Source organism: Lewinella sp. IMCC34191 (assembly GCF_003390935.1).
Taxonomy (GTDB): Bacteria; Bacteroidota; Bacteroidia; order Chitinophagales; family Saprospiraceae; genus Neolewinella.
This window is the reverse complement of sequence record NZ_QNQZ01000001.1, coordinates 111496-136238: the sequence shown is the minus strand read 5'-3', so window position 1 is coordinate 136238 and position 24743 is coordinate 111496. Positions and strand designations below refer to the sequence as shown.

The 24743-nt window shown below is 57.1% G+C and carries 23 protein-coding genes and 3 tRNA genes; 13 read left to right on the top strand and 13 right to left on the bottom strand.

Annotated features, from left to right (window positions below; all coding sequences use genetic code 11):
- Positions 1–7: 7 nt before the first annotated feature.
- The 8 genes from DRW39_RS00550 to ruvB all read left to right on the top strand — a co-directional run bounded on the left by DRW39_RS00550 (position 8) and on the right by ruvB (position 5682).
- Positions 8–223 carry a hypothetical protein gene (locus tag DRW39_RS00550; protein WP_157975834.1) on the top strand — a complete coding sequence of 72 codons (216 nt, stop codon included), beginning with the start codon at positions 8–10 and terminating at the stop codon, positions 221–223.
- 39 nt (positions 224–262) lie between these two features.
- Complete coding sequence (locus DRW39_RS00545) at positions 263–475, top strand: hypothetical protein (RefSeq protein ID WP_116105044.1); 213 nt, start codon at positions 263–265, stop codon at positions 473–475.
- 106 nt (positions 476–581) lie between these two features.
- A complete protein-coding gene (locus tag DRW39_RS00540; RefSeq protein WP_116105043.1) occupies positions 582–1118 on the top strand; it encodes an NADPH-dependent FMN reductase in 537 nt (178 codons plus the stop codon).
- Positions 1119–1149: 31 nt separating this feature from the next.
- Complete coding sequence (topA, locus tag DRW39_RS00535) at positions 1150–3738, top strand: type I DNA topoisomerase (RefSeq protein ID WP_116105042.1); 2589 nt, start codon at positions 1150–1152, stop codon at positions 3736–3738.
- A 37-nt stretch (positions 3739–3775) separates the two neighbouring features.
- Entirely contained in the window at positions 3776–4111 is a 336-nt protein-coding gene (locus DRW39_RS00530) for a DUF3467 domain-containing protein (RefSeq protein WP_116105041.1), read from the top strand.
- A gap of 68 nt (positions 4112–4179) precedes the next feature.
- A tRNA-Val gene (locus tag DRW39_RS00525) sits at positions 4180–4254 on the top strand.
- 24 nt (positions 4255–4278) lie between these two features.
- Positions 4279–4352: transfer RNA gene (locus DRW39_RS00520), tRNA-Pro, on the top strand.
- A gap of 301 nt (positions 4353–4653) precedes the next feature.
- Positions 4654–5682: a Holliday junction branch migration DNA helicase RuvB gene (ruvB, locus tag DRW39_RS00515; protein ID WP_116105040.1), complete on the top strand. Its 1029-nt coding sequence runs from the start codon at positions 4654–4656 to the stop codon at positions 5680–5682.
- Between the two features lie 782 nt (positions 5683–6464).
- Here ruvB and DRW39_RS00510 read toward each other — a convergent pair.
- The 5 genes from DRW39_RS00510 to panC form a co-directional block, all read right to left on the bottom strand.
- Complete coding sequence (locus tag DRW39_RS00510) at positions 6465–7904, bottom strand: hypothetical protein (RefSeq protein WP_116105039.1); 1440 nt, start codon at positions 7902–7904, stop codon at positions 6465–6467.
- A gap of 105 nt (positions 7905–8009) precedes the next feature.
- Complete coding sequence (locus tag DRW39_RS00505; protein WP_116105038.1) at positions 8010–9020, bottom strand: aspartate-semialdehyde dehydrogenase; 1011 nt, start codon at positions 9018–9020, stop codon at positions 8010–8012.
- A 238-nt stretch (positions 9021–9258) separates the two neighbouring features.
- Positions 9259–9537, bottom strand: a complete 279-nt coding sequence (locus tag DRW39_RS00500; protein ID WP_116105037.1) for a hypothetical protein — start codon at positions 9535–9537, stop codon at positions 9259–9261.
- Positions 9538–9719: 182 nt separating this feature from the next.
- Positions 9720–10064 carry an aspartate 1-decarboxylase gene (panD, locus tag DRW39_RS00495; RefSeq protein ID WP_116105036.1) on the bottom strand — a complete coding sequence of 115 codons (345 nt, stop codon included), beginning with the start codon at positions 10062–10064 and terminating at the stop codon, positions 9720–9722.
- Positions 10065–10117: 53 nt separating this feature from the next.
- On the bottom strand, positions 10118–10993 hold the full coding sequence (gene panC / locus DRW39_RS00490) for a pantoate--beta-alanine ligase (protein WP_157975833.1): 876 nt from the start codon (positions 10991–10993) through the stop codon (positions 10118–10120).
- A 165-nt stretch (positions 10994–11158) separates the two neighbouring features.
- Between panC and DRW39_RS00485 the strand changes: the two genes are divergently transcribed.
- From DRW39_RS00485 to DRW39_RS00470, 4 genes are all read left to right on the top strand, one after another.
- Positions 11159–11983, top strand: coding sequence for a glycogen/starch synthase (locus DRW39_RS00485; RefSeq protein ID WP_116105786.1), 825 nt, complete (start codon positions 11159–11161; stop codon positions 11981–11983).
- Between the two features lie 136 nt (positions 11984–12119).
- On the top strand, positions 12120–13553 hold the full coding sequence (locus DRW39_RS00480) for a DUF4270 family protein (RefSeq protein ID WP_116105034.1): 1434 nt from the start codon (positions 12120–12122) through the stop codon (positions 13551–13553).
- Between the two features lie 191 nt (positions 13554–13744).
- The gene (glmS, locus tag DRW39_RS00475; protein WP_116105033.1) at positions 13745–15583 is read left to right on the top strand and encodes a glutamine--fructose-6-phosphate transaminase (isomerizing); all 1839 of its coding nucleotides are present in this window, start codon (positions 13745–13747) and stop codon (positions 15581–15583) included.
- 75 nt (positions 15584–15658) lie between these two features.
- Positions 15659–16342: a DUF4290 domain-containing protein gene (locus DRW39_RS00470; protein WP_116105032.1), complete on the top strand. Its 684-nt coding sequence runs from the start codon at positions 15659–15661 to the stop codon at positions 16340–16342.
- Between the two features lie 85 nt (positions 16343–16427).
- Here DRW39_RS00470 and rpsT read toward each other — a convergent pair whose 3' ends face one another.
- The 5 genes from rpsT to DRW39_RS00445 form a co-directional block, all read right to left on the bottom strand.
- On the bottom strand, positions 16428–16682 hold the full coding sequence (rpsT, locus tag DRW39_RS00465; RefSeq protein ID WP_116105031.1) for a 30S ribosomal protein S20: 255 nt from the start codon (positions 16680–16682) through the stop codon (positions 16428–16430).
- 82 nt (positions 16683–16764) lie between these two features.
- Positions 16765–18990, bottom strand: coding sequence for a TonB-dependent receptor (locus DRW39_RS00460; protein ID WP_157975832.1), 2226 nt, complete (start codon positions 18988–18990; stop codon positions 16765–16767).
- Between the two features lie 46 nt (positions 18991–19036).
- The gene (locus DRW39_RS00455; RefSeq protein WP_116105029.1) at positions 19037–19594 is read right to left on the bottom strand and encodes a type 1 periplasmic binding fold superfamily protein; all 558 of its coding nucleotides are present in this window, start codon (positions 19592–19594) and stop codon (positions 19037–19039) included.
- 228 nt (positions 19595–19822) lie between these two features.
- The gene (locus tag DRW39_RS00450; protein WP_232830026.1) at positions 19823–20830 is read right to left on the bottom strand and encodes a serine hydrolase; all 1008 of its coding nucleotides are present in this window, start codon (positions 20828–20830) and stop codon (positions 19823–19825) included.
- Between the two features lie 312 nt (positions 20831–21142).
- Positions 21143–22729, bottom strand: a complete 1587-nt coding sequence (locus tag DRW39_RS00445) for a peptide chain release factor 3 (RefSeq protein WP_198664731.1) — start codon at positions 22727–22729, stop codon at positions 21143–21145.
- A 35-nt stretch (positions 22730–22764) separates the two neighbouring features.
- Between DRW39_RS00445 and DRW39_RS00440 the strand changes: the two genes are divergently transcribed.
- Positions 22765–22840 (top strand) — tRNA-Thr (locus DRW39_RS00440).
- 60 nt (positions 22841–22900) lie between these two features.
- On the opposite strand, the gene DRW39_RS00435 is transcribed toward DRW39_RS00440, so the two are convergent.
- The 3 genes from DRW39_RS00435 to DRW39_RS00425 are packed head-to-tail and all read right to left on the bottom strand — an operon-like array spanning position 22901 to position 24738.
- Positions 22901–23275: a hypothetical protein gene (locus tag DRW39_RS00435; protein ID WP_116105028.1), complete on the bottom strand. Its 375-nt coding sequence runs from the start codon at positions 23273–23275 to the stop codon at positions 22901–22903.
- A gap of 23 nt (positions 23276–23298) precedes the next feature.
- Positions 23299–24480 carry a hypothetical protein gene (locus DRW39_RS00430; RefSeq protein WP_116105027.1) on the bottom strand — a complete coding sequence of 394 codons (1182 nt, stop codon included), beginning with the start codon at positions 24478–24480 and terminating at the stop codon, positions 23299–23301.
- Positions 24481–24516: 36 nt separating this feature from the next.
- Entirely contained in the window at positions 24517–24738 is a 222-nt protein-coding gene (locus DRW39_RS00425; RefSeq protein ID WP_157975831.1) for a hypothetical protein, read from the bottom strand.
- Between the last annotated feature and the right edge of the window lie 5 nt (positions 24739–24743).

The window sequence follows — 24743 nt, the reverse complement described above, 5'->3', positions numbered from 1 at the left end:
TAATACTTTGTCCAACCTCCTCCGCTCCCCCCGCCACATATTCGTCCTGCTCCTCGTCGCTGCCCTACTTCTGTTCGGACTGTGGAGCGGATTCTCCTACGAAAGTATTCGCGGGGCGAACGGCGCGGGCTACGAACTGGGCCTCCGTCTCTCTCCCTGGCTACTGATCGCCTGGATCGGCGGGCTCCTCCTAGTCCTTTTTCTCTGGCGGCGTCGTGCTTGAACGAAAATGAAGCGTTGTGGTTATGCACTACACCGCCCCATGACCAAATTCAACCTGGCTTTCCTCTTCCTCATTTTGCTGGCCATAGCCATGCTGATCGGAGGATTGATTCGTAGCGGCTCGGCCGGAGAAGCGTTGGCCGGAGAACAGGGCGGCAGCGAGGCTGGCGGAATGCTTGCCTCCCCGCTGATCTACTTCGGGCTGCTCTTACTGGCCCTCGCCTTCGGCTGGCGGAAGTTTGGGAGGAACTGATCCGCCGGACTTTACGACCAGCTTATTACCTGCGCTCCGCCGCAAAATAATCGACGATCGAAGCAGCGCGGCAATTTGCCGTACGTTTGCCCATTACCCGACGCCTATGATCACCCTGATATCCGGTACCAATCGCCCCGAGAGTCGCACGCGCCTGTTCGTCGACTACTTTGCCGACCAACTGCGGCGGCTCGGTGAAGAAGTGGCCATCCTGGACATGGCCGACCTGCACCACGGCTACTTTCAGGAAGAAATGTACCAGGGTAAGCCCGGCAACGCCGACCTGGTGGCGCTGCATCGTAGGTATATTCAGCCAACGCGCAAGTTTGCCGTATTTGCCCCGGAGTATAACGGCAGCTACCCGGGCGTACTCAAATTGTTTCTGGACGGCATCTCCGTCATCGATTACGCCGGCAACTTCGCGGGCAAGCACGTGGCCCTGGTGGGCCTGGCATCCGGGCGGGCGGGAAACCTGCGCGGCGTGGATCACCTGGCCGATGTATTCGCCCACATGGGCGCCTGGGTGCTGCCGAACCGGCTGCCGATCTCCAGTATCGAAAACCTGATCGCCGAGGACGAGCTTTCCGACGAAGAGACGAAAAACGTACTAAGAAAGCTCGCCGAACAACTAATTGCCGCCTAGAACCGTAACTCTAGAGGAACCCAATCAACCTATGTCTAAGAACTTACTTATTGTCGAGTCCCCTGCCAAAGCGAAAACCATAGAGAAGATCCTGGGGAAGGACTACACCGTGAAGTCCTCTTTCGGGCACGTGCGCGACCTGGATAAGGGAGATGGCGCAGTCGACGTTGACCGAAATTTTGCCACTAAATACGTCGTCTCTCCCGAGAAGCGAAAGGTGGTCAAGGAGCTGAAGGCCGCGGTGAATAAGGTTGATACGGTATGGCTCGCGACGGACGAAGACCGCGAAGGAGAGGCCATCAGCTGGCACCTTTGCGAAGTCCTGAAGCTGCCGGTCGATACTACCAAGCGGATCGTCTTCCGGGAGATCACGCCCCCCGCCATTCAGGCGGCAATCAATAATCCGCGTACGGTGGACGTGAATCTCGTCAATGCCCAGCAGGCCCGGCGCGTCCTCGACCGATTGGTCGGCTACGAGCTCTCCGGGGTACTGTGGAAGAAAGTGAAGTTCGGACTGAGCGCCGGCCGGGTGCAATCCGTCACCGTTAAGCTGGTGGTCGAGCGGGAGCGGGAGATCATGGGCTTCGAAGCGAGCCCCTTCTTCCGGGTGAATGCCATCTTCACGGTTCGCAACGAGCAGGGTAAGGAGGTCGAACTGAAAGCCGACAGCCCGGACCGCTTCGCGGACCGGGAATCCGCCGAAACCTTCCTGAAAAAATGTGTCGGTGCCGAGTTCAGCATCAGCGACATCGACATCAAACCTACGAAGCGGAAGCCGGCCCCTCCCTTCACCACCTCTACCCTGCAGCAGGAAGCCAGCCGGAAGCTCTATATGAACGTGGAGCGGACCATGCGTACCGCGCAGCGACTGTACGAGGCCGGTCTTATCACCTACATGCGTACCGATAGCATCAGCCTGTCCGAAACCGCCCTGACCGCCATCGAGAAGGAGGTGACCAAGGAGTTCGGCACCCAGTACAGCAAGGTCCGTCGCTACAAAAGCAAGAAGAAGGACGCCCAGGAGGCGCACGAAGCCATTCGTCCCAGCTACGTCGACCGGCATACGATCAATCAGGGCGACCGCGACGAGCAGCGCTTGTACGAACTGATCTGGAAACGGACCGTCGCCAGCCAGATGGCGGATGCCGAACTGGAAAAGACCACGGTCAACATCGCCGTGGATAAGGCCCCGGATGCCCGCCTCCGGGCGCAGGGTGAAGTCCTGAAATTCGATGGCTTCCTCAAGCTTTACATCGAAAGTAACGACGACGAGGAGGAGGATGACGAAACCACCAAGGGTATCCTTCCGCCGCTGGAGCAGGGACAAATCCTCCCCCTCAGCGAGATGACCGCCACGCAACGCTTTACGCGTCCGCCAACCCGTTATACGGAGGCCAGCCTGGTGAAGCAGTTGGAGGAACTCGGCATTGGTCGCCCGTCCACCTACGCTCCTACGGTATCCAAAATTATGGATCCGAAGCGGGGTTACGTGACGCGCGAGAGCCGCGACGGCGAGGAGCGGAAGTACGAGGTCCTGACCCTGAAAGACGGGAGCATCGATTCCGATACCAAGACGGAAATAACGGGCACGGTGAAGAACCGCCTGTTCGCCAGCGACATCGGTATGGCCGTCAGCGACTTCCTCGACGAGCACTTCGAGAACGTAATGACCTACCAGTTCACCGCCGATATCGAGGATCGCTTCGACGAGGTGGCCGACGGGCACGTGACCTGGACCCAAATGCTGGAAGATTTCTATTTACCCTTCCACGAAACGGTCGAGGAAACCACCGAGAGCGCCGACCGGGTGACCGGCGAGCGAATCCTGGGGAACGACCCGGTCTCGGGGAAAACCATCCTCGTGCGCCTGAGCCGCAACGGCCCGGTGATTCAGTTAGGTGCCCCTGATGAGCTCGTTCCCGAAGAAAAACCCCGCTATGCTAACCTGCCCGCCGGCGTAAGTATGGAGGAGATCGACCTGGAAACCGCCCTCCCCCTCTTCGACCTGCCCAAAGTACTGGGGGAGATCGAGGGCCGGGAAACGGTAGTCGGTATCGGTCGCTTCGGCCCCTACATCCGCTGGGGAGATGATTTCATCAGCCTGCCGAAGGGAGACGACCCCCACTCTACCACGCTGAAGGACGCCAAGGTGCTGGTCGCCGCCAAGAAAAAGGCGGACGAGCCCGTGATGACCTATAAGGGACAGCCGGTCACGCAGGGCAAAGGCCGTTTCGGCCCCTTCCTGAAGTGGAACGGCATGTTCGTCAACATCCCGAAGCGTTACGACCCGGACAACCTGGACAAGGACGAAATGACCGAGCTGATCCAGGCCAAGGAGGAGAAAGAGGCTAACCGCTACATCCAACGATTCGAAGCCGATAAGATCGACGTCGAGCAAGGACGGTGGGGACCCTTCATCCGCTTCAAGAAAAAGTCCATCAAACTGCCGACCGTCGACGGCAAAAAGATGACACGCGAAGAGGCCGCCGAGCTATCGCTGGAGGAAGTGAAAGCCATCATCGAAGATCAGCAGCCCGGTGCCTTCAAGGCGAAGAAGAAAGCCGCGCCGAAGAAAAAGAAGGCTCCGGCCAAGAAGAAGGCCACCGCCAAGAAAAAATAATCCTAACCCCCGCCCGCCGGCGGGCCAACGTGACATCATGGCCGAGGACAAAAAGAACCCGCCCCAACAAAACCAACTCAGCATCGATCTGCCCGAGGATATCGCCGAAGGCGTATACTCCAACCTGGCAATCATTACCCACTCCAGCTCCGAATTTGTGGTAGATTTCGTGCGCATCGTGCCTAATGCCCCCAAGGCGAAGGTGAAGAGCCGGGTCATCCTGACCCCCGAGCACGCCAAGCGCCTTTTGGCGGCCCTGGCCGACAACGTACAGAAGTACGAGCGGCAGTTCGGCCCGATCAACAACAGCAATAACGGCAACAACGGGCCGCAATTTCCACCGACATCCTTCACTCCAACGGCCCAGGCTTAAAATTTGCGGACAGAAGTTTTGTCCCGCCGGTTTACGGGTCGTATATTTGCAGCCGCTTAGATGCACCGGGTCGATTAGCTCAGTTGGTTTAGAGCGTTGCATTGACATTGCAGAGGTCACTGGTTCGAATCCAGTATCGACCACCCGGAAGAATCCGAAGAAGAGTTCGGGATGTGGCGCAGCCCGGTAGCGCACACGCCTGGGGGGCGTGGGGCCGCTGGTTCGAATCCAGTCATCCCGACACCATCGATGAGGTCACCCTGCTTGCAGGGTGGCCTTTTCTTTTTGCATAAATCGCTCCTAGTCAGGCATTTATCTACGAACCGACTTCAAAAATTTCAGGCCGACACAGGAACATCGCGCCGAATTGTGTCCTGGCGTGCCTCCCCTACCCGACCGATATTTGAGAAACAAACGTGCATTAACCCCCACACCCGGCGGAGGACAGCGTAACCCGAACACCTAATCGCTAAATTCCTTTGTCATGATTGAAGACGAACTGATCTAAGTTGCAACAAAATGTTTCGTAACTTGCGCGGGCAATGAATCAGCACCTAGATCCCTCTGCCGCTAATCTGTCGCCCGAAGACGGCGCTATGGAGCGGGCCCTGCGCCCCGACAGCCTGAGCGAGTTCAGCGGTCAGCCCAAGATCGTGGAGAACCTCAAGGTATTCATCCAGGCCGCCGTTCAGCGGGGCGACTCGCTCGACCACGTCCTCCTGCACGGCCCTCCGGGCCTGGGAAAAACGACCCTCAGCTACATCATCGCCAACGAACTCGGAGCCGAGCTCAAGCTCACCAGCGGCCCCGTCCTCGAAAAGCCGGGTGACCTTGCCGGCCTGCTCACCAACCTCAACGAGGGCGACGTGCTGTTCATCGATGAGATCCACCGCCTGAATAACGTCGTGGAGGAGTATCTCTACTCCGCCATGGAGGACTACCGTATCGATATCATGATCGACAGCGGACCGAACGCCCGCTCCGTCCAGATCTCGCTCGAACCCTTTACGCTGGTGGGAGCCACCACCCGGATGGGGCTGCTCACCGCGCCCATGCGCGCCCGCTTCGGCATCAACTGCCTGCTGGACTACTACGATACCCAAACCCTCGTCCGTATCATCAAGCGCAGTTGCGAGATCATGCAGGTGCCGATCACCGACGAAGGCGCCGAGGAGATCGCCCGCCGCAGCCGGGGTACCCCCCGTATTGCCAACGCCCTCCTGCGCCGGATCCGCGACTTCGCCCAGGTAAAGGGCAACGGCACCATCGATAAGGCCATCGCCGACTTCGGCCTCGCCGCCCTCAACGTCGACGAAGGCGGTCTCGACGAGATGGACAACAAGATCCTGGACGCCATCATCCACAAGTTCAAGGGTGGCCCGGTCGGCGTCTCCACCATCGCCACCGCCGTCGGCGAGGAGGTGGGCACCATCGAAGAAGTGCACGAGCCGTTCCTGATCATGGAGGGCTACCTGATGCGTACGCCACGGGGGCGGCAGGCTACCGAAAAGGCGTATTATCACGCGGGGGCTACGCCTCCCGGTGCGGCTGGTACGCTATTCGAGTTTTAATCGGATGCGGTTATGACAACTTTCCTCCCTACCGCAGAGAGCATTCCGAGTGGCAACGGATACGGGTAGAGGACGTCCCGTCCGACATACTTTGCAACGGATACGGGGAGAGGACGTCCCGTCCGACATACTCTGCAACGGATACGGGTGGAGGACGTCCCGTCCGACATACTCTGCAACGGATACGGGTGGAGGACGTCCCCTCCGACATACTCTGCAACGGATACGGGTGGAGGACGTCCCGTCCGACATACTCTGCGACGGATACGGATGAAGGACGTCCCGTCCGACATACTTCATATGTTTGCAAGACCAATAAACCGTTCATCTTAGCGCAAGAGATGAACGGACCAGCTCAATTCAGAGCATGCTTGGACTTCACCAATCAACCTGCAAATGGCCCTTTTCCAACTGCCGACTTAGCAAGCAGCCCCCCCCGCTTCCAAGTTACCAAAAGTGGCTTCGACGACACCGTGGGGCCCCTGAGCCACGCTTCGTGTTGCTACGATCCACCATTGGTTCCTTTACCAGGCGCAAAATGCCTCATTTTAGCTTCGTTGCTATAGCGTGGTCGATCAGAAGTCCAAAGTCGAGAAAAGCGCTTAAGCGTTTCGGGCTATTTCGCCATTTGGAATTATGGAGGAGAAAGAAAATCAATCCGGCTGAGTCACCCCTCTCCTCTGGAGAGGGGCCGGGGGAGAGGGATACGAGCCAAAAGCGAGCACGCCCATGCGGCAGCCCCAATCGTAAATCGCACTTCGTAAATCGTCTATCGTACCTCCCTACTCCTCCTCCGAAAGCACCTGCCCGGCAGCCTTAACCGTATCAACAGCCTGCTGTACCTTATGCGTAGCTACCTCGATAGCATCATCAATGCTCTCCGTAGCCTGCTCCAGCAGGGAAGGAGCGGGCGTGCGCTGCTTCTTCGGGACGTGTACCTCACCGGCCAGCACCTGTGAGAAGGCGGCGTAGTTAGCCATCATATCCTCCGGCGGGGCGGACTTCATGGATTTCCGATCGGCCTTGGCCTGTTTCTTGCCGGCCTTAATCTCCGCGGCGGCGGCGGCCAGCTTGGCTTCCTCTTCGGGGCTGATCTGGCGGTTGCCCATTTCGGCGGCGATCTTGGCCTTGGCGGCCTCCTTGGCCTGGCGCTCGGCGGCCTTGCGGGCGTTCTTTTCGGCGCGCTTCTTATCCTTCTCGATCCGCTTTTCGAGCATGTCCTTGGTCTTGACCATGTCCGCCAGTTTTTCGCCCTTGCTGGCGATGCGGCTTTCGATCATGACGATCTTGGCCTGGCGGATCTGGGCTTCGAGCTGCCCGTCGGTCCGCTCGATGCGGCGGTTCTCGAACTTGAGATCTTCCTTATCGCGGCCGATGCTCTTTTCCATCCGCTCCATGGCCTTCATGAGGCCCTGGTAGCGCGCTTCGTTGCGGCTAAGGGCACCGCCCTTATCCTCACTGCCCTGCCCCCGCTTCTGCTTGACGGTCTTGAAGGCGGCGTCGATGCGGTTGTACACCTCGTCGCGGTCTTTCTTCGTGAATTTGATGCCGTGGAACTTCCGCTGCAAATCGCGCAATTCCTGGAATACCTTATTGAGGTGGGTGCCTTCGGTGATGCGGCCCTCTACCTCCTGGAGCAATTGCCCGAACTTTTCCTTCTGCTTGGCGGACTCCGCTTCGTACTGGGCGTTCACTTCCTGGCGCAACTCCTTGAGGCGGGCGAAAACGGCGTCGGAGCGCTTGCGGAGTTCATTACCCTGTTCCCGGAGGAGGGTCTTATCCTGCAATTGCCCCTGCACCTTCTGCCAGAAGGCCTTGGCCTGATTCCAGAGGTCGCTGCTGTAGCTGCCGGCACGTTCGATGCGGTCTTCGATCTCGGCGAGTTCGCTGCGGTAGGTCTGGGCGAGCTTTTCGCTGAGGACATGGAAGTGCCATTCTGTCTGGGCACGTACGATCATGTCGGTCTGTTCGGCCTTCAGGTCGTCGGGCAGCAGCGACTCGGTGACGCTCAACTCGCGGGCAATGACGCGGTCGGGTTCGGGGAGTTCGGCTTCTTCGTCCTTCCGCCACTTATTCATGAAGGCGGAGTAGACGTCATCGCTGACGACTTTCTCGGGGAAGGTCTCGATCCGGACGATGTTGTCCGTGACCTGTAGTTCGATCGTGATCAGTACGCGTTTTTCCTGGGCGTCACGCCCCCAGACGGCAATTCGGTTTCGCATGGTATGCTCTGTATGTATGGCGGCGGAGCGCAGGTAGAACCCTAATCGCCAAACTTCGGTGTAGGTTGGTATTGCAACAAGGCTAACTTACAAATTGTGTGCCAGCTAAGCCGGAACGCCGGAGCCGATGAGTCGGTTCTCCCGCAGGTATTCGGCGATCTGTACGGCATTGGTCGCGGCCCCCTTGCGGAGGTTGTCGGCCACTACCCACATATTCAGCCCGTTCTCGATGCTTTCGTCGCGCCGTAGCCGGCCGACAAAGACTTCATCCCGGTGCTTGGCCAGCAGCGGCATGGGATACTTATTATTCTTGGGATCGTCCTGTAGCACCAGGCCGGGGACGTCGGCGAGCAGCTTCCGTACCTCGTCCATTTCGAAGGGCTTATGAAACTCGATGTTGACGCTCTCGCTGTGGCCGCCGTGTACGGGCACCCGCACCGCCGTAGCGGTGATCGCGATCGAATCGTCGCCGAGGATCTTGCGGGTTTCGTGGACCAGCTTCATTTCCTCCTTCGTGTAGTCGTTGTCGAGGAAGACATCGCAGTGCGGGATGCAATTCTCGAAGATCGGATAGTGGTAAGCCGGCTCTTCGCTCTTGCCTCCGTCCCGTTCGGTTTCGTACTGGCGTACGGCCTTTACGCCGGTGCCGGTGAACGACTGGTAGGTAGAGATAACGAGCCGCTTGATGCCAAACGCTTTGTGTAGAGGCGCCAGGGCCACGACCATCTGGATCGTGGAGCAGTTCGGATTAGCGATGATGCGGTCTTCAGCGGTCAGCGTATCAGCGTTCACCTCCGGCACCACCAACTTCTTTGCGGGGTCCATGCGCCAGGCACTGCTGTTATCGATGACCGTGGTACCCACTTCGGCGAATTTGGGTGCCCACTCCAGGCTGGTGGAGCCGCCGGCACTGAAGATGGCTACGTCGCAGCGGGCGTCGACCGCGTCCTGCAGGGATACGACGGTATACGTCTTTCCCCGGTACTCGATCGGTTTGCCGACCGAGCGCTCGGAGGCGACGGGCAACAATTCCGTAATGGGGAAATCATGCTCCTTCAGTACTTCAAACATCACGCCTCCCACGAGTCCGGTGGCGCCTACGACGGCAACTTTCATAGCTTTTTCTTTTGGGGTTGGCGAAGATAAGGTTTTCAATGGGTTAGCTCCGGAAATGGCAATGGCTCCCCACCCGAGGGCGTGGAGCCATGCCTGATATCAGGAAGTGGAGGCTGTGTTCCGGCTACTGTTTAGCACCGGTAAGGCTTTTTAAATCGAAATCCGCGGGCAGGAGCACCGGGTCGATCAGGTGAATCATACCCTTAGCTCCCTGAAACGGCTTTCCTATGGTTACTTCTCAGCCGTTGCGTACCTCCGTCAGCGCGGCCGTGGAGGGATGGTCGGCGCTGTCGATAAGGTAGTACGGTAAGAGGGCTATGAGGGCATCGGCATGCTTGGGAAGAAAAAGCGCGACGGTCAGACCGGCGGCGTCAAGTGCCTTAGCCAGAGTGGTTGTCTCGGCATGCTCGTGCACACGGGAGCTGATGGTTGCGGTCGTTTCCCCATCCTGGGCGTGCAGTTCATCGGTCAGGGATGTAGCCACGACAATCAGTAGAAAAGCGAATAAGGATTTCATGTCGGTTGGTTCAAATGCATGAAAACTCAACCGGGATTTTTGTACGTTCGGGGGGATTAACGGCGGCGTGTGGCGGCTAATTGCGGCAGCACGGACTAGGTGGATGTTAAAGTTTGGAAAGGATACAATAAGGGATATTCGCTCCTGTTGCGTAAACAGGCTTCTACCTGCGCTCCGCCGCCCTACAGTTTGTTCCCCTCGCCGGGAAACGCCACCTTGGGCTCGAAGGCGCGCGCTTCTTCCTCGGTCATGTAGCCGTAGGCGATGATGATGACCACGTCGCCGACCTGGCAGCGGCGGGCGGCCGCGCCGTTCAGGCAGATAACGCCCGAGCCTTCTTCTCCGCGGATGGTGTACGTCTCGATTCGCTCCCCGTTGTTGTTGTTGACAATCTGGACCTTCTCCCCTTCGAGGATGCCGGCCGCGTCGAGCAGCTTGCCGTCAATCGTGATACTGCCGACGTAGTTGAGGTTGGCCTCGGTGACGGTAGCGCGGTGAATTTTTCCTTTGAAACGTTGAATCAGCATAATCGAATAAAGTGGTTGGGCTATGTAAAGTCCGGCATTCAAACGCGCGGGTACTAGCTAGGGTTGGCGCGGTAGGCAATACGGTTATCAATGAGGCGGACGTCCCCTACCCTGACTGCCGTCAGCACGGTAAGCTCTTCAACGGGATCACCGTCTTGGTAGGGAAGCAGCGTGTGCCCGTCTACGACTTCGACGTATTCAGGCTTCAGGGCCGGCAGGGCGGCCATGCCCCGTATCGCCAACTGCTCGAGCTCACGGGCGGGCCAGCCGGAACGGAGTCCGGCCGCGACGGCACCCAGGTGCTGATTGATCTTTCCGGCAACCAGTCGCTCGTCGGGACTCAGCCGGCGATTGCGGCTACTCAGGGCCAGACCGTCCTGTTCGCGCACCGTCGGAACGATGTGCAGGCGCACGCCCAAATCGAGCAGTGAAACCATACGGCGGATAACGGCGACCTGCTGGTAATCTTTCTGCCCCAGAAACAACACATCCGGTTCCACGATCTGCAGGAGACGGTGAACGACCTGCACGACCCCGGCGAAGTGTCCGGGCCGGTGGGCTCCCTCCAGCCGATCGGTAAGGGTACCGTAGTCGAGATTCATCACCAGGCTCTCGGTGTCCGGGCCATCCGGGTACACGTCATCGACCTCGGGGAAGTAAAGAAAATCACAGCCGTGTGCTTCGAGCAAAGCGCGGTCACTTTCCGGCGTACGCGGGTAGGTTTCGAGGTCGGCCGACTCGTTGAATTGGGTGGGGTTGACGAAAATGCTGGCTACGGTGACGTCGCATTCCAGGCGACAGGCCTTGACGAGCGCGGCATGACCCCGGTGGAGAGCTCCCATAGTGGGCACGAAGCCGACGGTATCCCCGGGGCGTCGAACGGCGGCCAGGGCCTCGGAAAGCGCTGATGCTGTGGTAAATGTCTGCAAAAGCCGGTTAAATATGTCGGGCGGGAGCTCCGCTAAAGGGCGGCGAAGATAGGGGGTCTGCGCAATATTTTGTAACTTTGCCACCCTTGGGGCCGCGTGAGGGCTCCCGTGTCCGGCGGCAATGGCGGCCGGTTTCGTCAAAAATCTGAAACGCGATCCGAAGATATGAGTAAAACCAAAGTCCTGATTGTAACCCAGGAAATGGATCCCTACACGGAGCTGACCGAAATAGCCACCACCGTGAGGGCCCTAGCCCCGTATTTGCAGAAGAAGCAAATGGAAATCCGCGTGTTGATGCCGCGCTACGGCACCATCAACGAACGTCGTCACCGTCTCCACGAAGTGGTGCGTCTGTCCGGGATGAACATCATCGTCGACGACGACGACTACCCGCTCATCATCAAGGTCGCCTCACTGCCCGACAAAGGCGTCCGTATGCAGGTTTACTTCCTGGATAACGAAGATTTTTTCAAGCGTAAGTTCGTTCACGTCGACAAGGCGGGAAAGCCCTTTGACGACAACGCCGATCGCGCGGTGTTCTTCAGCAAGGGCGTTATCGAAACGGTACGCAAATTCGGCTGGCCACCCGACATTATTCACGTTCACGGGTGGATGACCAGTCTGATTCCCTTCTACCTGCGCACGGCCTATAAGAACGAACCGCTGTTCAAAAACAGCAAGATCGTCTACAGCCTGTACCAGAGCGGACCGGAGCAGCACATCACGGATGATTTCGCGATCAAGGCCAGCATTAACGCCCTGAGCGAGGATGACCTGGCTCCCTACATGGAAGACGGAAAACCCGCCCTCCACCGGGGAGCGATCAAGTACAGCGATGCCGTCATTCGCGGCAGTGCCGAGATCGACGACAACCTGAACGAGGCCCTGGCCAACGCTGATATCCCCGTGCTTAACGTACAGGGAGAAGAGGCCCCGAAAGCCAGCGTCGAGTTCTACAAGGAATTATTAGCCGCCGAAGTAGAAAAGTAGCCAACCCCCAGCGGATCAGGCCCCTCTATACGAATCACGAGTCCTTCCCCGATGTCAGGGGAAGGGCTCGTTTACTTTCCGCCTTTCCAGGCACGCCGGATCAACCTCCGCGCTATCGTTTATAGTAAAGAACCATATGAAACCAGTATTTGCCCTGCTTACCCTCCTTCTACTAGGCGCCTGCACGGATCCGATCACCGTCGGATCGGACCTGCTGGGTGATGATCGGGCCGGCGTAGGGGAATCTACCGCCATTCCCTTCTCCACGCGCGTGGTAGAGGAGGATAGCCTCTTTATACTCAACGGCACATCGGATACGATCTCCCGCTACGTGCTGGGACCGAACTTTTCTTTCGGCGAATTAGACGAACCCACCTTCGGAAAGACCACGCATAGCGTGTACATCGTGCCCTGGCTGCCGCGGGACCGGGGAGTCACCGTGCTTCCCCCCTTCGTTACCCGCGGTGGCGCTACGATAGACTCGGTCGTGCTGATCCTTCCGATCGATACCCTCGCCGGTATTTACGGACCTGGCCGGACCTTCCCCTTCCGCGCGACGGAGTTAACCGAAAACGTGGAAATCAACGGAACGGATTATTACTCGACCTTTACCCGCGAAACGCTGGGTGCCGATTTAGGAGGAGCCGCCACCTTCAGCGTCAGCACGACGCCCATTCCGGTACGGGATACGACCATTACCAGCGGCGCTCCCGAATACGCGCACGCCCGCATCCCACTTAGCCTGGAACTGGGTAATCGCTTCCAGGGATACGATGCATCCGTCTACGAATCGGACGCGGCCTTCAAGGAAGTGTTCTCGGGACTGTATCTCACCCCCTCCGGCCCCACCGATGCCATCGTCAACTTTCAACTTACCGATCCGCAGAACGTAACCCCCTACTCGGGCCTGAACGTCTACTATTCCGATTCGACGGGCAGCCCCAGGTTTTATCGCCTCCCCGTACAACTGGCGATTCCCAACTACGCGTATGACTACGCCAATGCCCTGGTAGAACCCCTGCTGGATGAGGAAGCCGATAACGACCTCGTGGCCATCGCGGGCAAGGGAAGCCTGATGACGGAAATCAATTTTGGCGACCTGAGCCAATGGGAAGGAACCGTCATCAACCGGGCCACGCTCGAGATTCCGGTAGCTGATGTCGTTGGCGTGGATTACGATGAGTATCCTATCCCCCGGCGGGTCGAGCTTTTCTATCGCCCCTCTTCCTCCGGGCCGCTCATCGCCATTCAGGACAAGATCGAGTTGATCCGGACCCGCGCTCTGGCTCCGAACGCCAATTTCTTCCTTGACGGAAATTTGCGGACCGAGGGTGACGCCGCCGCTTACGAGGTCTCCTTCAGTCTGCATATGCAGCGCATCATCGATGGCGAGGTTCCACCCCGCCTTTACCTTCGGGCATACCCCCTCGATCAGAGTGACTACGCAGCTACCTCGGCCGCGCTGTTCGAGCCCGTCGCCGCGAAGGACGTGGCCCGCGTCTTACTTAACGGCCCCGACGCACCGAATAATCCGGCACGGGTTCGCATTACCTTCACCGAACTGAATTAAGTGGGCAACTTTGCCGGAGAATCTTCGTTAGATCAGGTGAATTTGCTAAGATTTATTCTTTATCCGTTTTCGGTTCCTGCCGTTGCTATTAGTTTTGAAGTTTTGGTATGATCGCTAATAGCTTATTCAGGCTCCGAAGGGGAATACGTTCATTACCCTCACCTACCACTTCCTTTTAAAACCCCGACCCTATGTGTGGAATTGTTGGATACATCGGCAACCGCCAAGCTGACGCGCTTATTATCAAAGGCCTCGAACGCCTCGAATACCGAGGATACGACAGCGCGGGTATCGCCATCCTGAACGATTCACTTTCCATCTTCAAGAAAAAGGGCAAGGTTTCCGCTTTGCGCAAGGAAATTGGCAAAAACGATACCACGGGTACGGTGGGCATTGGTCATACCCGCTGGGCTACCCACGGCGAACCGAATGACGTAAACGCTCACCCCCATACGGGAGGAAACGGTCGCCTGGCGCTGGTACACAACGGGATCATCGAGAACTACGCCGTCCTGAAAAACGCGCTGATCGCCGAAGGGCATACCTTCGACAGCGAAACCGATACGGAGGTACTCGTTCACCTGATCGAAGAGATTCAAGACGAGGGTGATCTCCCACTGGAAGAGGCCGTGCGCCTGGCGCTGATGCGCGTGGAGGGAGCCTACGCTATCGCCGTGGTCGACAGCCGCAACCCGAGCGTACTGGTAGGGGCCCGTAAGGCCAGCCCCCTGGTCGTTGGGATCGGCGAGGGCGAGTACTTTATTGGATCGGATGCCTCGCCGTTTCTGGACAGCACCCGCCGGGTAGTTTATCTCGACGACAATCAGATCGCCACCATTACCCTGGATAAGGGCCTGGAGATCAAGAACACGAAAAACGAAACCCAGCCCCCCTTCATCCAGGAGCTCGATATGCAGATCGAAGCCCTGGAAAAGAATGGCTACGAGCACTTCATGCTCAAGGAGATATACGAGCAGCCCACCACCATCTTCGATGCGATGCGCGGTCGTATCAGCAGCAAGGAAAATCGGGTGACGCTGCGCGGACTGGAAGAGTACACCAACCGCTTCGTACGCGCTAACCGGATCATCATCGTGGCCTGTGGTACCAGCTACCACTCCGGGCTCATCGGAGAGTACCTGATCGAAGACCTTGCTCGTATCCCCGTAGAGGTGGAATACGCCAGCGAGTTCCGCTACCGCAATCCCATCCTCAACGAACGCGACATCGTCATTGCCCTCAGCCAGAGTGGCGAAACGGCCGATACCCTGGCCGCCCTCGAGCTCGCCAAGCAAAAGGGTGCCATGATTTACGGGATCGTCAACTCGGTTGGCAGCAGTATCGCCCGCCTGACCGATGCCGGAAGTTACATCCACGCCGGACCCGAAATCGGGGTAGCCAGTACCAAAGCGTTCACCGGCCAGGTAACGGTACTTACGCTCCTGGCGCTGAGCATGGCCCAGAAGCTGAGTACGATCAGCAATACGACCTTCCAGAAGCTGGTCACCGAAATGGAGAGCATCCCTGAGAAAGTCCAGGAATGCCTCAAGGCCAACGATCATATTCGGTACATCGCCAAGGAGATCAAACACCACCATAACGCGCTTTACCTGGGGCGGGGTTACAATTTCCCCGTCGCTCTCGAAGGCGCGCTGAAGCTTAAGGAAATTAGCTACATTCACGCCGAAGGTTATCCCGCCGCGGAAATGAAGCACGGCCCGATCGCGCTGATCGACGAGACCATGCCGGTCATCGTAACGGCCACCAATCAATCGGCCTACGAGAAGATCGTTAGCAATATTCAGGAAGTGCTCGCCCGCAAGGGTGTCGTCATCGCCGTCGTTCCGCAGGGAGAAACCACCATTAGCTCGATGGCCCACCACGTGATCGAGATCCCCAGCACCGAAGAACAGCTTTCCCCCCTACTCTCCGTCATCCCGCTGCAGTTGCTGAGCTACCACATCGCCGTGGAGCTGGGCCGCAATGTGGACCAACCCCGTAACCTGGCCAAATCGGTTACGGTAGAGTAATATCGCTAGCTTTGGGCTTTCGTCCCGGGACAACCCTTTACCCGCGGCAATCATTATTATTTAAAATACTACCGGATGGAGTGGGACATAGCCTACAATACCAGCAAGCAGGAGTTGATCTACAGTGAGTACGGACGAAATGTCCAGGAATTGCTGCAGAAAGCGAATGAGATCGAAGATGCCGACGAGCGGCAGGCCTACGTTGAGCGCGTCATTAAGCTGATGCTGCAGATGCAGCCCAGCGTGAAGCAGCAGGAAAATTACGAGGAGCGCCTCTGGAAGCATGCTTTTCGCATTGCCGGCGGCGAGTTGAACGTCACGGTACCAGAAGGCATCAACGCTACTCCGGATGCCGAAAACAAGACGCCCGAACCCCTACCCTACCCGGACACCCACAAGCGAATGCTGCACTACGGTAAGAACGTTCTGCACCTGATCGAGGAGGGTAAGAAAATGGAGGACGGTCCCGAACGCGACCTGGTCACCTACACCGCCGCCTACTATATGAAGGTAGCGCTGACCGACTGGCGCGACGGGAAGTTCTACAACGAAGACATGATTCGTAAGGACTTATACGAGATCAGCGATAAGGTGCTCGTACTGCCCAAGGACGCCAAGATCGGTGAACCTAGCGGCAACCAGCCCTCCCAGGATACCGGTAGCGGTCGTCGGAAGAAGAAAAAGAAGAAGGGCAGCAGCAGCAGCAGTAACAACAACCGTAGCCGCGGCCGCGGAAACCGTAATCGCCGCCGCCGCTAATCACCGGCACCGTACAAATCAAAAAAGCCCCGTTACGACATCGTAACGGGGCTTTTTTTGCGGCGGAAGCAAAAGATCACGGTGTTTAGCCGAGACTGTTTACGTGCTGAGCTAATCCGGACTTAAGGTTAGCCGCTTTGTTTTGGTGCCACAGATTGCGCTTGGCCAGACGGTCGATCATACTGAAGAGGCGAGGAAGCTGCTTCTCAGCTTCGCTGCGGTCTTCGAGATCGCGCAGTTTACGGATGGCCGAACGGGCGGATTTCTTGTAATAGCGGTTGTGCAGACGTTTTCTTTCGTCCTGGCGAATGCGCTTTTTGGCTGATTTATGGTGTGCCATATAATCTTAATTTTTTCGTTGTTTTACTCCGCCGCGAGGATGGAGTTGAATCAGTCCGCAAAAGTACGACTTTTTACGAAGTTTACCAACTGTAGCTGAGACGAATATTTAAGCTGCGCCCCGGGCTGTCGGCGTAGTAGCGCTGCCGGTCGAGGTAATCGCGGTACGATTCGTTTAGAAGGTTGTCGGCCTCCACTTCCGCCGTGATTTCCCGGCCCCTCCAGGTCCAGTGTTTCGATAGTCGAACACCCAGGAGCGCATAGGCGGGCGGGGGGGGCAGAAAGTCCTGCTCAGGCTCATAGTTTGACTGGCGGGCGACGTACGTTACGGTACCGGAAAGATCAACCGCTTCGCCAAGTGGATAGCTCAGCGTCGTTCTCCAGTTCAGTGGGGGTATGTACACCAGGGGGCGGTTGGTATCCGACTCCGTACCTCTTACATAGGCCAGACGGCTATCAATATCTACGCGTCCGAGCTGAGCCAGCACGCTCACTTTCCCGCCCCACAACAGGGCATCCACACTTTCGTAGCGGAAAACGGGGAATGCACCCCGAATGGTCAACCGCAGCTCTTCCTGGGGCACCAGATTGATGTAGCCCTGAATGGGTTGGTAAAAGGCGGTAGCGTTCAGCGTCAGGTTACCATTGCGACTACCGTAGCGCAAACCCAGGCTGTTTTTAAGCGACCGCTCCGGGCTCAGGTCGGCATCTCCCTCTTCAATTCCGCTAACGCCCTGGTGTAAACCCTGGCTATACAATTCATTGATCTGGGGCGGCCGCTGCCGGTACGTTACTTCGGCATCGAGACTGAAGCCACGGCCGAATCGCCAACTCCACCCGCCACTGGCGCCCAAACTATTGAAATAGTGCTCGAAGCGCTCGATTCGTCGCGGAAGGTCGCGGGAGATCGTAATTGCCTCGTAGTACTGGTGATCGAAACGCAGGCCAAAGTGGTACCGAAATCGCTCGCGCTTATTATGATAGGTCGCGAAAGCCCCACCCCTCGCGGCGTTATAGTCTGGAATGAGTGGAAGGATGCCCGTTCCCGGCTGATTTGTATTGTCGGTGATCTCCAGCTGTGCCCCTGCTTCCAGGTGCTGCGTCGGACCTACCTCCCGGCTATACACGCCCTCCAGCAGATGATTGAATTGCAGCAATTTGAGGGCGGCCTGATCGTCGGAACCGCGGCGCACATCAAATTCCTGTCGCTGGTCGACCTGTCCGCCGTAGCGCAGGGTAATGTCCTCCCGGTCGTTGGGTTTGTAATTGACCTCGCCCTTTAGCAGATGGTGACTTACCCGCTGCCGGGGGGATGCTATCCCGTAAGAGAAATTCTGCTCGGTAAAGAACGGAACCTCCCGTCCGATGGCTTCGGTCAGGTCGCTCAGGTTACCGATGTGAGAGCCGCGTAGCACACCGATCTCGGCGTTGAATAAACTGTAATATCCCCTCACCGTCCACCGATCGCTGAGAAATTTCGCAGCCTGTAGGGCGAGGTTGGCTTCCCTCCGGCCGGTATTGGCCAGATAATAGCCGGGGGCCCTCAGATCGCCGGCCACCTTCAGGCTTCCGCTGACCCGGTACACGATGGCGGCGGAGTCGGTCAGGCGGGCATTCAAATTGTGTCCCCACCCGTTACTGCGTAGTCCGTAGGCTACTTTACCTCCCGATTCGGTACGGTCAGTAAGGGGAGATGGCTCGATCAGTACGGTAGGCCCGAGCGTACTGCCTCCGTAGCGCAGGGCGTCGACGCCTTCTACCACGCGAACGTAGGCGGCCACCCACGGATCGATTTCAGGAGCGTGGTCATTGCCCCATTGCTGGCCGGATTGGGCAATTCCGTTATTCTGAATACTAAGTCGGTTTCCGTAGAGTCCGTCGAAGACGGGCTTGGCCGCGGCACTCCCCGTTCGCAAACTGCTTACCCCGGCAATGCCTTCCAGTACGGTGCTGAGCTGGCGATCCGCCTGTCGATCCAGCCGCTCTTCGTACGGGACGCGGACGGAACTGGAATTGACGGTGACGGTCTCCGTGTAATTATCGTGGTGATGCAAGATCACTTGCAGCGTCGTATCGGCGCGAAAATTGAAGTCCATCTGCCGGGGGTCGCAGCCGATATGACTGAAACGCAGCGTGATGGGCCCCGGACATAAGCCCTCAATAGAAAATCGACCGTTCTCATCCGCCTGAATGCCCCGCTCCGCTTCCACCAGGTATATGGAAGCAAAAGCGAGGCGTTCGGTCTGGTGCTCGTCGGTAAGAATACCACTAATCGTGCCCTGACAATCCTGGGCTGCCAGGGATTTCACGGTAAGGAGTAACAGGCAGGTCAGGAATAACAGGCGCACGCCGGGATCAATTACGGATACTTACCGGAAAGGTAACTTCAATATCGGTTTCGCCACCGGCTCCGCTGGGATCGGTGATGGTCGCACCGGAAGCCTTATCCGGCTCGTGGCGCAGAACGATACGTAGGGTACCGGAAGAGGGCTGGCCCGTTTGCAGCTCGGTCACTACGCCCAGGGGGTTGCCGTTATCGTCGGCATCCGCGTACTCCAGGCTAGCATCGAGACCACCGGCCGGAGTGTAAAAGAATTGGTGTTCATCGTTCTCTTCGAGTACCTCGGCCGTGATATTCTCGGGATCGGATGGATCCGAATTATTGGTCAGCGAAACCACGCCGGTGTAAGTAGTGGCTGCTTCGAGGGAATCGCTAACGGAAATCACCGCTGCCTGCGCTCCGTCGCCATCTGGATCCGAGAAGGACATGGTGACGGCCACCCCGCCCCCGTCGGGGGTGAGTACATACACCAGGTCGGTGATCACTTCTTCCTCGTTGGGTATAATCGGATCGTCATCACTCCCGCAGGCGACAAATAGCGGAAGGGTAAGTAAAAATAGGATACGGTTCATAGTCATTTGATTGGATGGGTTATGTGACAGGCAAAGGTAATCACTAGCCCCGTTATTGCAACAAAGTCGCAACAAATCAAAATAGGCCTGGGTTTATACCGGCGATTGCAACGATAACTGGGGGACGCTTTCGCCGCGGCACAGTTTGACCTAAAACGGACATAGGAATCCAATAAAAAGCCCCCGCGCCGTTCGGCGCGGGGGCTTTTTATTGGGATACCAGGTCTGCTATAGCTTAGCCAGGCCGTCCATTACTTCACCCAGTTCGCGGATGATCTGCTCACCGGCGGGATCTTCCACCAGAGCGGTCATGATGTAGTTCCGCTTTGGGCCCTGCACCAGCGCGCAGTCGGCGTGGTATACGCTCCAGGATCCGGATTTGCGGTAGACCTTCGCACGGGGAGCTACCCGGTCAAGGGTGTTGACGAATTTGTGGTGCAGTTCCGGGTCGACGAGGTAGCTCATCATTTTCTCACTGCTCTGCTGACTTACGAGCTGGCCGTTGGCCAGCAGGAAGAAGTACCGGCAGATTTGCTCGGTGGTAGCCGCATGACTAATGCCCTTCATGGGATCCGGGTAGCGACGGCCACCGGCGGCGTACCGCTTACCTACCCATAGTCCCCCACCGTTATTGGGATCGTAAAGCTGGTGGCGGGGATCGCGCATCGTCCGCTCGATGTGCTCGAAACCGATGCGGTCGATCATGCGGGTGGTGGCCGCGTTGTTCGACTTGGCGATCATAAGGCGCATATCCGCCTTGATCTCGCTGCTTTCCTTCAATTCACCCCGCTCGATGGCATCGTGGGCGGCGGCGAGTACGGCAATCTTCGGCAGACTGGCCGCGTACATCATATGCTTGCCGTTGAGCGTAGCGAAGCGCGGATTGTTTTCGTCGCTCATGTCCACCAGACCGACGGAGAGCTTCTTATTGCGGTAAAGCTTAGCCCAAGTAGGGTTGGCCAGTATGGCAGCCTTTAATTCGGATTCAAAGCTTTTATCTTCAAAGTCACGCAGTTTGGCTGCAACGGGCGCGCTGGGCGTTTCCGGAATTTCAGGAATAATTTCTTCGCGAGGGGTGACCTTCTTGGGCGTTTTCGTCTCCAGGTTAACCGGTACAAAAAAAGCGGAGGCGGTAGAGAATTCACCGTTTACGTAACGGGAAATGTCAAATTCAGTGGTGCTCATAAACAGGGCGGCACCGAGGGATAGTAGGAAGAGAAATGATTTCTTTAGCATAAAAGAGACTTGCTCGTGAGACGATTGCGGACCTTCCGGCAGGAAGAATCCATGAAGCTAAAGTCTTGTGTCAGTTTTTGGAAGGTCGCGTTGGTTAGGCTCGGCGACGGAGCCGGAATGGATACCCGGCTAGGGTACAGACTAAATACAATACAAAGGTAGATAGGGTTGGCAAACAGTCCAATCGAAATGCCGCTTTTTCCCCGTTTAACAGAATCTTAACGGCGCGCTTCGTCCTTAACGTACCCGGACGAGCAACTATTTTCCAAAACCGGAAAATATTTTTTCCAGCCTTCATTTTCTCCCCTTTCCTTAAAATTCCGAGGTTTGGTGAAAAACGATTTCCGGATGGCTCTCCCGGACCATCTGTAGGGTCCAGGCACTCTCGGCCAGGTAAACCAGCTTGCCGTCCTTATCCGTCGCGATTTGCTGCCGGCGGCGCTCGGTGAAGCCCTCAAGGGCTTCCGCGTCCTCACAGCTCACCCACAAGGCCTTATGAAGGTTGATGGGTTCGTAAAGCGCGGTTGCCCCGTATTCGTGCTCCAGGCGATACTGGATGACATCGAACTGCAGCGCTCCGACCGTCCCGATGATCTGCGCGTTATCCACGCCCCGGGTAAATAGCTGAGCCACCCCCTCGTCCATAAGCTGATCCAGGCCCTTCGCGAGTTGCTTGGACTTCATCGGATCGCCGTTGATGACCCGCCGGAATTGCTCGGGGCTAAAGCTGGGGATGCCTTTAAAGTGCAGTTCTTCCCCTTCCGTCAGCGTGTCGCCGATCTTAAAGTTCCCGGAATCATAGAGACCGACGACGTCTCCCGCGTAGGCAGCATCGATGATTTCCTTGCGGTCGGCCATAAAGCTGGTCGGGTTGGCAAACTTCATCTTACGACCCTGCCGCACGTGCAGGTAGTTCGTGTTGCGTTCAAAGGTCCCGGAACAGATACGCAGAAAAGCGATACGGTCGCGGTGCCGGGGGTCCATATTGGCGTGGATCTTAAATACGAATCCGGCAAACTGGTCTTCATTCGGGTTGACCTGCCGCTCCTCCGTGGGCCTCGGTAGTGGTGAAGGCGCTATCCGCACGAAGCAGTCCAGCAATTCCTTGACCCCGAAATTATTCACCGCCGAGCCAAAAAATACCGGGCTCACGCCCCCCTGCAGGTATACCTCGCGGTTAAACTTCGGATACACACCGCGGATCATTTCCACTTCCTCGCGCAGTTCGTCGGCCGCATCCGAACCGATCAGCTTCTCCAGCTCGGGATCTTCCAGGTCATCGAACTCGATGGTTTCCTCCGGTCGCCCCTGCTTGTTGTCCGGGCGGAACAGGACGATTCGCTCCTCGAAAAGGTTATACACCCCCTGGAATCGATCTCCCATGCCGATAGGCCAGCTTAGCGGAACGGCTTTCAGGAAAAGTTTCTGCTCTACTTCGTCCAGCAGGTCGAAGGCCTCTTTTCCCGGCCGGTCCATCTTGTTGATGAAGACGATCACGGGCGTCTTGCGCATGCGGCAGACCTCAACCAGCTTTTCGGTCTGTTCTTCCACCCCTTTGGCCACGTCGATGACCACGATGACACTGTCGACCGCCGTCAGGGTACGGTAGGTGTCCTCGGCAAAATCCTTGTGGCCCGGTGTGTCGAGGATAATTATTTTCTTGTCCGCGTAGTCAAAAGCCATCACGGAGGTAGCCACCGAAATACCGCGCTGCCGCTCGATCTCCATGAAGTCGGAGGTCGTGCTTTTCTTGATCTTATTGCTCTTGACCGCGCCGGCTTCCTGGATCGCTCCCCCGAAAAGCAGCAGCTTCTCGGTCAGCGTGGTCTTACCGGCATCCGGGTGGGCGACGATGCCGAATGTGCGGCGGCGGGCAATTTCTGAATTTTGCTTTGTCATAATCGGCCGCAAAGATATATCTTTGCCGCCCATTGGCCATCCTAGCTCAGTTGGTAGAGCAATTCATTCGTAATGAATAGGTCGTCGGTTCGAGTCCGATGGATGGCTCCACGAAAAAAGCCCCGCTGTCCGGACGGACAACGGGGCTTTTTCTTTTACACCAGGTCGGCTTTACTCCTTCTTCTGGTTGTTTCCGGGCGTGATGCCCCCCTCCGATTGATTGCGGGGGTTCGTAGTGCTGGTGGAATAAGCCGCTTCGTACTCGTCGTCCGTGTACTTCGGCGTAATGACGGCCGAGTCACGGGTCAGCCGCAGAGAATCCGCACGCTGACTGTAATTCGTCGTCTGCGTAGTGATTTCGCTCTGGGTCGATTGCTCCTCGTAGCTCACCTTTCCGTCATTGTTCTGGTCCCCGTCCTCGTAGTCGGCGTCGCTTTCTACGATCTCGGCGGTATCCACTTCATCGCTATCCTCGGCTGCCCCACCGCCACAGGCGGTAAAGGACAGTATGCCGGCAAGGATGAATATTCTGAAGGTCGTTTTCATATTGCTTGGTTTAGGTCCGGGTGTTATTGATTGGTCGTATCGGCGTCTACGGCGTAGCGGTAGATGGCACAAATTCCGGTAGCATCGTCGGGAAGTTGCTCCTTGTCCGTATTGTATACGCGGGCACCGGACAGGAAAGCATTCACCGCGGCGAGATTGTAAAGCTCGGTGGCGTTCTTGTCTTCGTCGGTCATCACTTCGATGCCGTTGGTTTCCTGGTGGTAAGTACCGTAAGCGTAGGCGTTACGATCCATCCAGAGGGCCGCTACCCTACCGTTGATGGAAGCAGGTACTACCTCCTCCAGTTCGTGTCCGGCCTCTCCGTTCACTTTATTATCGCCGTATAGTTTCCGGTCGCGATCGGCTTGCTCGTCGAAGTGGCCGCCGATGACGGACCAGGCTTTCTCGTGCAGAAGACCCGGCTTCACTTCCTCCAGATTGCCGGAGACGTGCCCGTCGGTGTATAAGTGAGCGTAACTGTTGGCCTTCTGGTAGATCGGGATCAATTCTTCCGACCCACCTAACAGCAGGGGAGCTTTATCGTCGCAGAGGTAATCGCTGACCCCTTCGTTTACCCGGTCGAGGTATACTTTGAAGTCCTCAACATCCAAACTGGGATCTCCGCCGCGTCCGAAATACACGGGGCTGTTGCTACCCCGCTGTCCTTCCGCTCCGCCGGAACGGGACAGGTCATTAGTGGGCGTGTCCTGCATCAGAGCTGCATCCATGTTGACGGGTACTAACCCTTTGGTATCCACTTCGGTGATTGCATAGCGGGTAGCGGTGTAGAGCTGAACGGCACCCTTACTCAGGGCGAGCAAATGAAACCGATCCGCATCGCCGAGTAGGGGAACGATAGGACGGAGATAAAATTCCGGCGAGACATAGATCATGGGCTCGAAATCGACCGGACAGGTGTAGTATTCAAATCGGTCTGCAGCCACGAATACGGCAAGACCATCACTCTGATTCTGCCAGAATTCGAGATTATCGGTCAGCGTCCGGGCTTCGGAAAGAAATTTGTCAGCCTCTTGCTCCGACAGATCGTAACGGTCGCGGAGTTTATGATTGGCTTTCTGCAGGGCGTTCTTGTAACGAATCTGGTCCTCTTGGGCGCGTCCTACCCGGTACGTAGGGATATAGATACTGACGGAATAGGGGTTGCGTGCCGCTGCTAATGAATTGAATTGGGTTTGGTTAATCATTATATATGTATATGAAATTATGGTAATTAAAATGTCTTACGAGCGCGTTCGTCCCCGCATCAGGACAAAGGCCAGCAGTCCCACGAATATGATACCACATACGATAGCTACGCCGTAGGTATTAAAAAAGCCACCTCCCGGAGGGGCGTCAACGGTGGAAGAGCTGTAGGGGCTTTCGCCTTCCGCCTGGGCCAACAGCTGGTTTCCGGTCACTAGCAAAAGGCCAAGCAAGGCCATCAATCGGGTTGGGATGTTCATAAAGG

Coding starts and splice junctions, on each gene's coding strand:
- DRW39_RS00480 (WP_116105034.1), top strand. CDS start 12,120: ATGAAACCAGTATTTGCCCTGCTTACCCTCCTTCTACTAGGCGCCTGC.
- DRW39_RS00485 (WP_116105786.1), top strand. CDS start 11,159: ATGAGTAAAACCAAAGTCCTGATTGTAACCCAGGAAATGGATCCCTAC.
- rpsT (WP_116105031.1), bottom strand. CDS start 16,682: ATGGCACACCATAAATCAGCCAAAAAGCGCATTCGCCAGGACGAAAGA.
- DRW39_RS00435 (WP_116105028.1), bottom strand. CDS start 23,275: ATGAAAACGACCTTCAGAATATTCATCCTTGCCGGCATACTGTCCTTT.
- DRW39_RS00430 (WP_116105027.1), bottom strand. CDS start 24,480: ATGATTAACCAAACCCAATTCAATTCATTAGCAGCGGCACGCAACCCC.
- DRW39_RS00470 (WP_116105032.1), top strand. CDS start 15,659: ATGGAGTGGGACATAGCCTACAATACCAGCAAGCAGGAGTTGATCTAC.
- DRW39_RS00455 (WP_116105029.1), bottom strand. CDS start 19,594: ATGAACCGTATCCTATTTTTACTTACCCTTCCGCTATTTGTCGCCTGC.
- DRW39_RS00540 (WP_116105043.1), top strand. CDS start 582: ATGATCACCCTGATATCCGGTACCAATCGCCCCGAGAGTCGCACGCGC.
- DRW39_RS00545 (WP_116105044.1), top strand. CDS start 263: ATGACCAAATTCAACCTGGCTTTCCTCTTCCTCATTTTGCTGGCCATA.
- ruvB (WP_116105040.1), top strand. CDS start 4,654: ATGAATCAGCACCTAGATCCCTCTGCCGCTAATCTGTCGCCCGAAGAC.
- DRW39_RS00500 (WP_116105037.1), bottom strand. CDS start 9,537: ATGAAATCCTTATTCGCTTTTCTACTGATTGTCGTGGCTACATCCCTG.
- glmS (WP_116105033.1), top strand. CDS start 13,745: ATGTGTGGAATTGTTGGATACATCGGCAACCGCCAAGCTGACGCGCTT.
- DRW39_RS00510 (WP_116105039.1), bottom strand. CDS start 7,904: ATGCGAAACCGAATTGCCGTCTGGGGGCGTGACGCCCAGGAAAAACGC.
- DRW39_RS00445 (WP_198664731.1), bottom strand. CDS start 22,729: ATGACAAAGCAAAATTCAGAAATTGCCCGCCGCCGCACATTCGGCATC.
- DRW39_RS00450 (WP_232830026.1), bottom strand. CDS start 20,830: ATGCTAAAGAAATCATTTCTCTTCCTACTATCCCTCGGTGCCGCCCTG.
- DRW39_RS00530 (WP_116105041.1), top strand. CDS start 3,776: ATGGCCGAGGACAAAAAGAACCCGCCCCAACAAAACCAACTCAGCATC.
- topA (WP_116105042.1), top strand. CDS start 1,150: ATGTCTAAGAACTTACTTATTGTCGAGTCCCCTGCCAAAGCGAAAACC.
- DRW39_RS00425 (WP_157975831.1), bottom strand. CDS start 24,738: ATGAACATCCCAACCCGATTGATGGCCTTGCTTGGCCTTTTGCTAGTG.
- panD (WP_116105036.1), bottom strand. CDS start 10,064: ATGCTGATTCAACGTTTCAAAGGAAAAATTCACCGCGCTACCGTCACC.
- DRW39_RS00505 (WP_116105038.1), bottom strand. CDS start 9,020: ATGAAAGTTGCCGTCGTAGGCGCCACCGGACTCGTGGGAGGCGTGATG.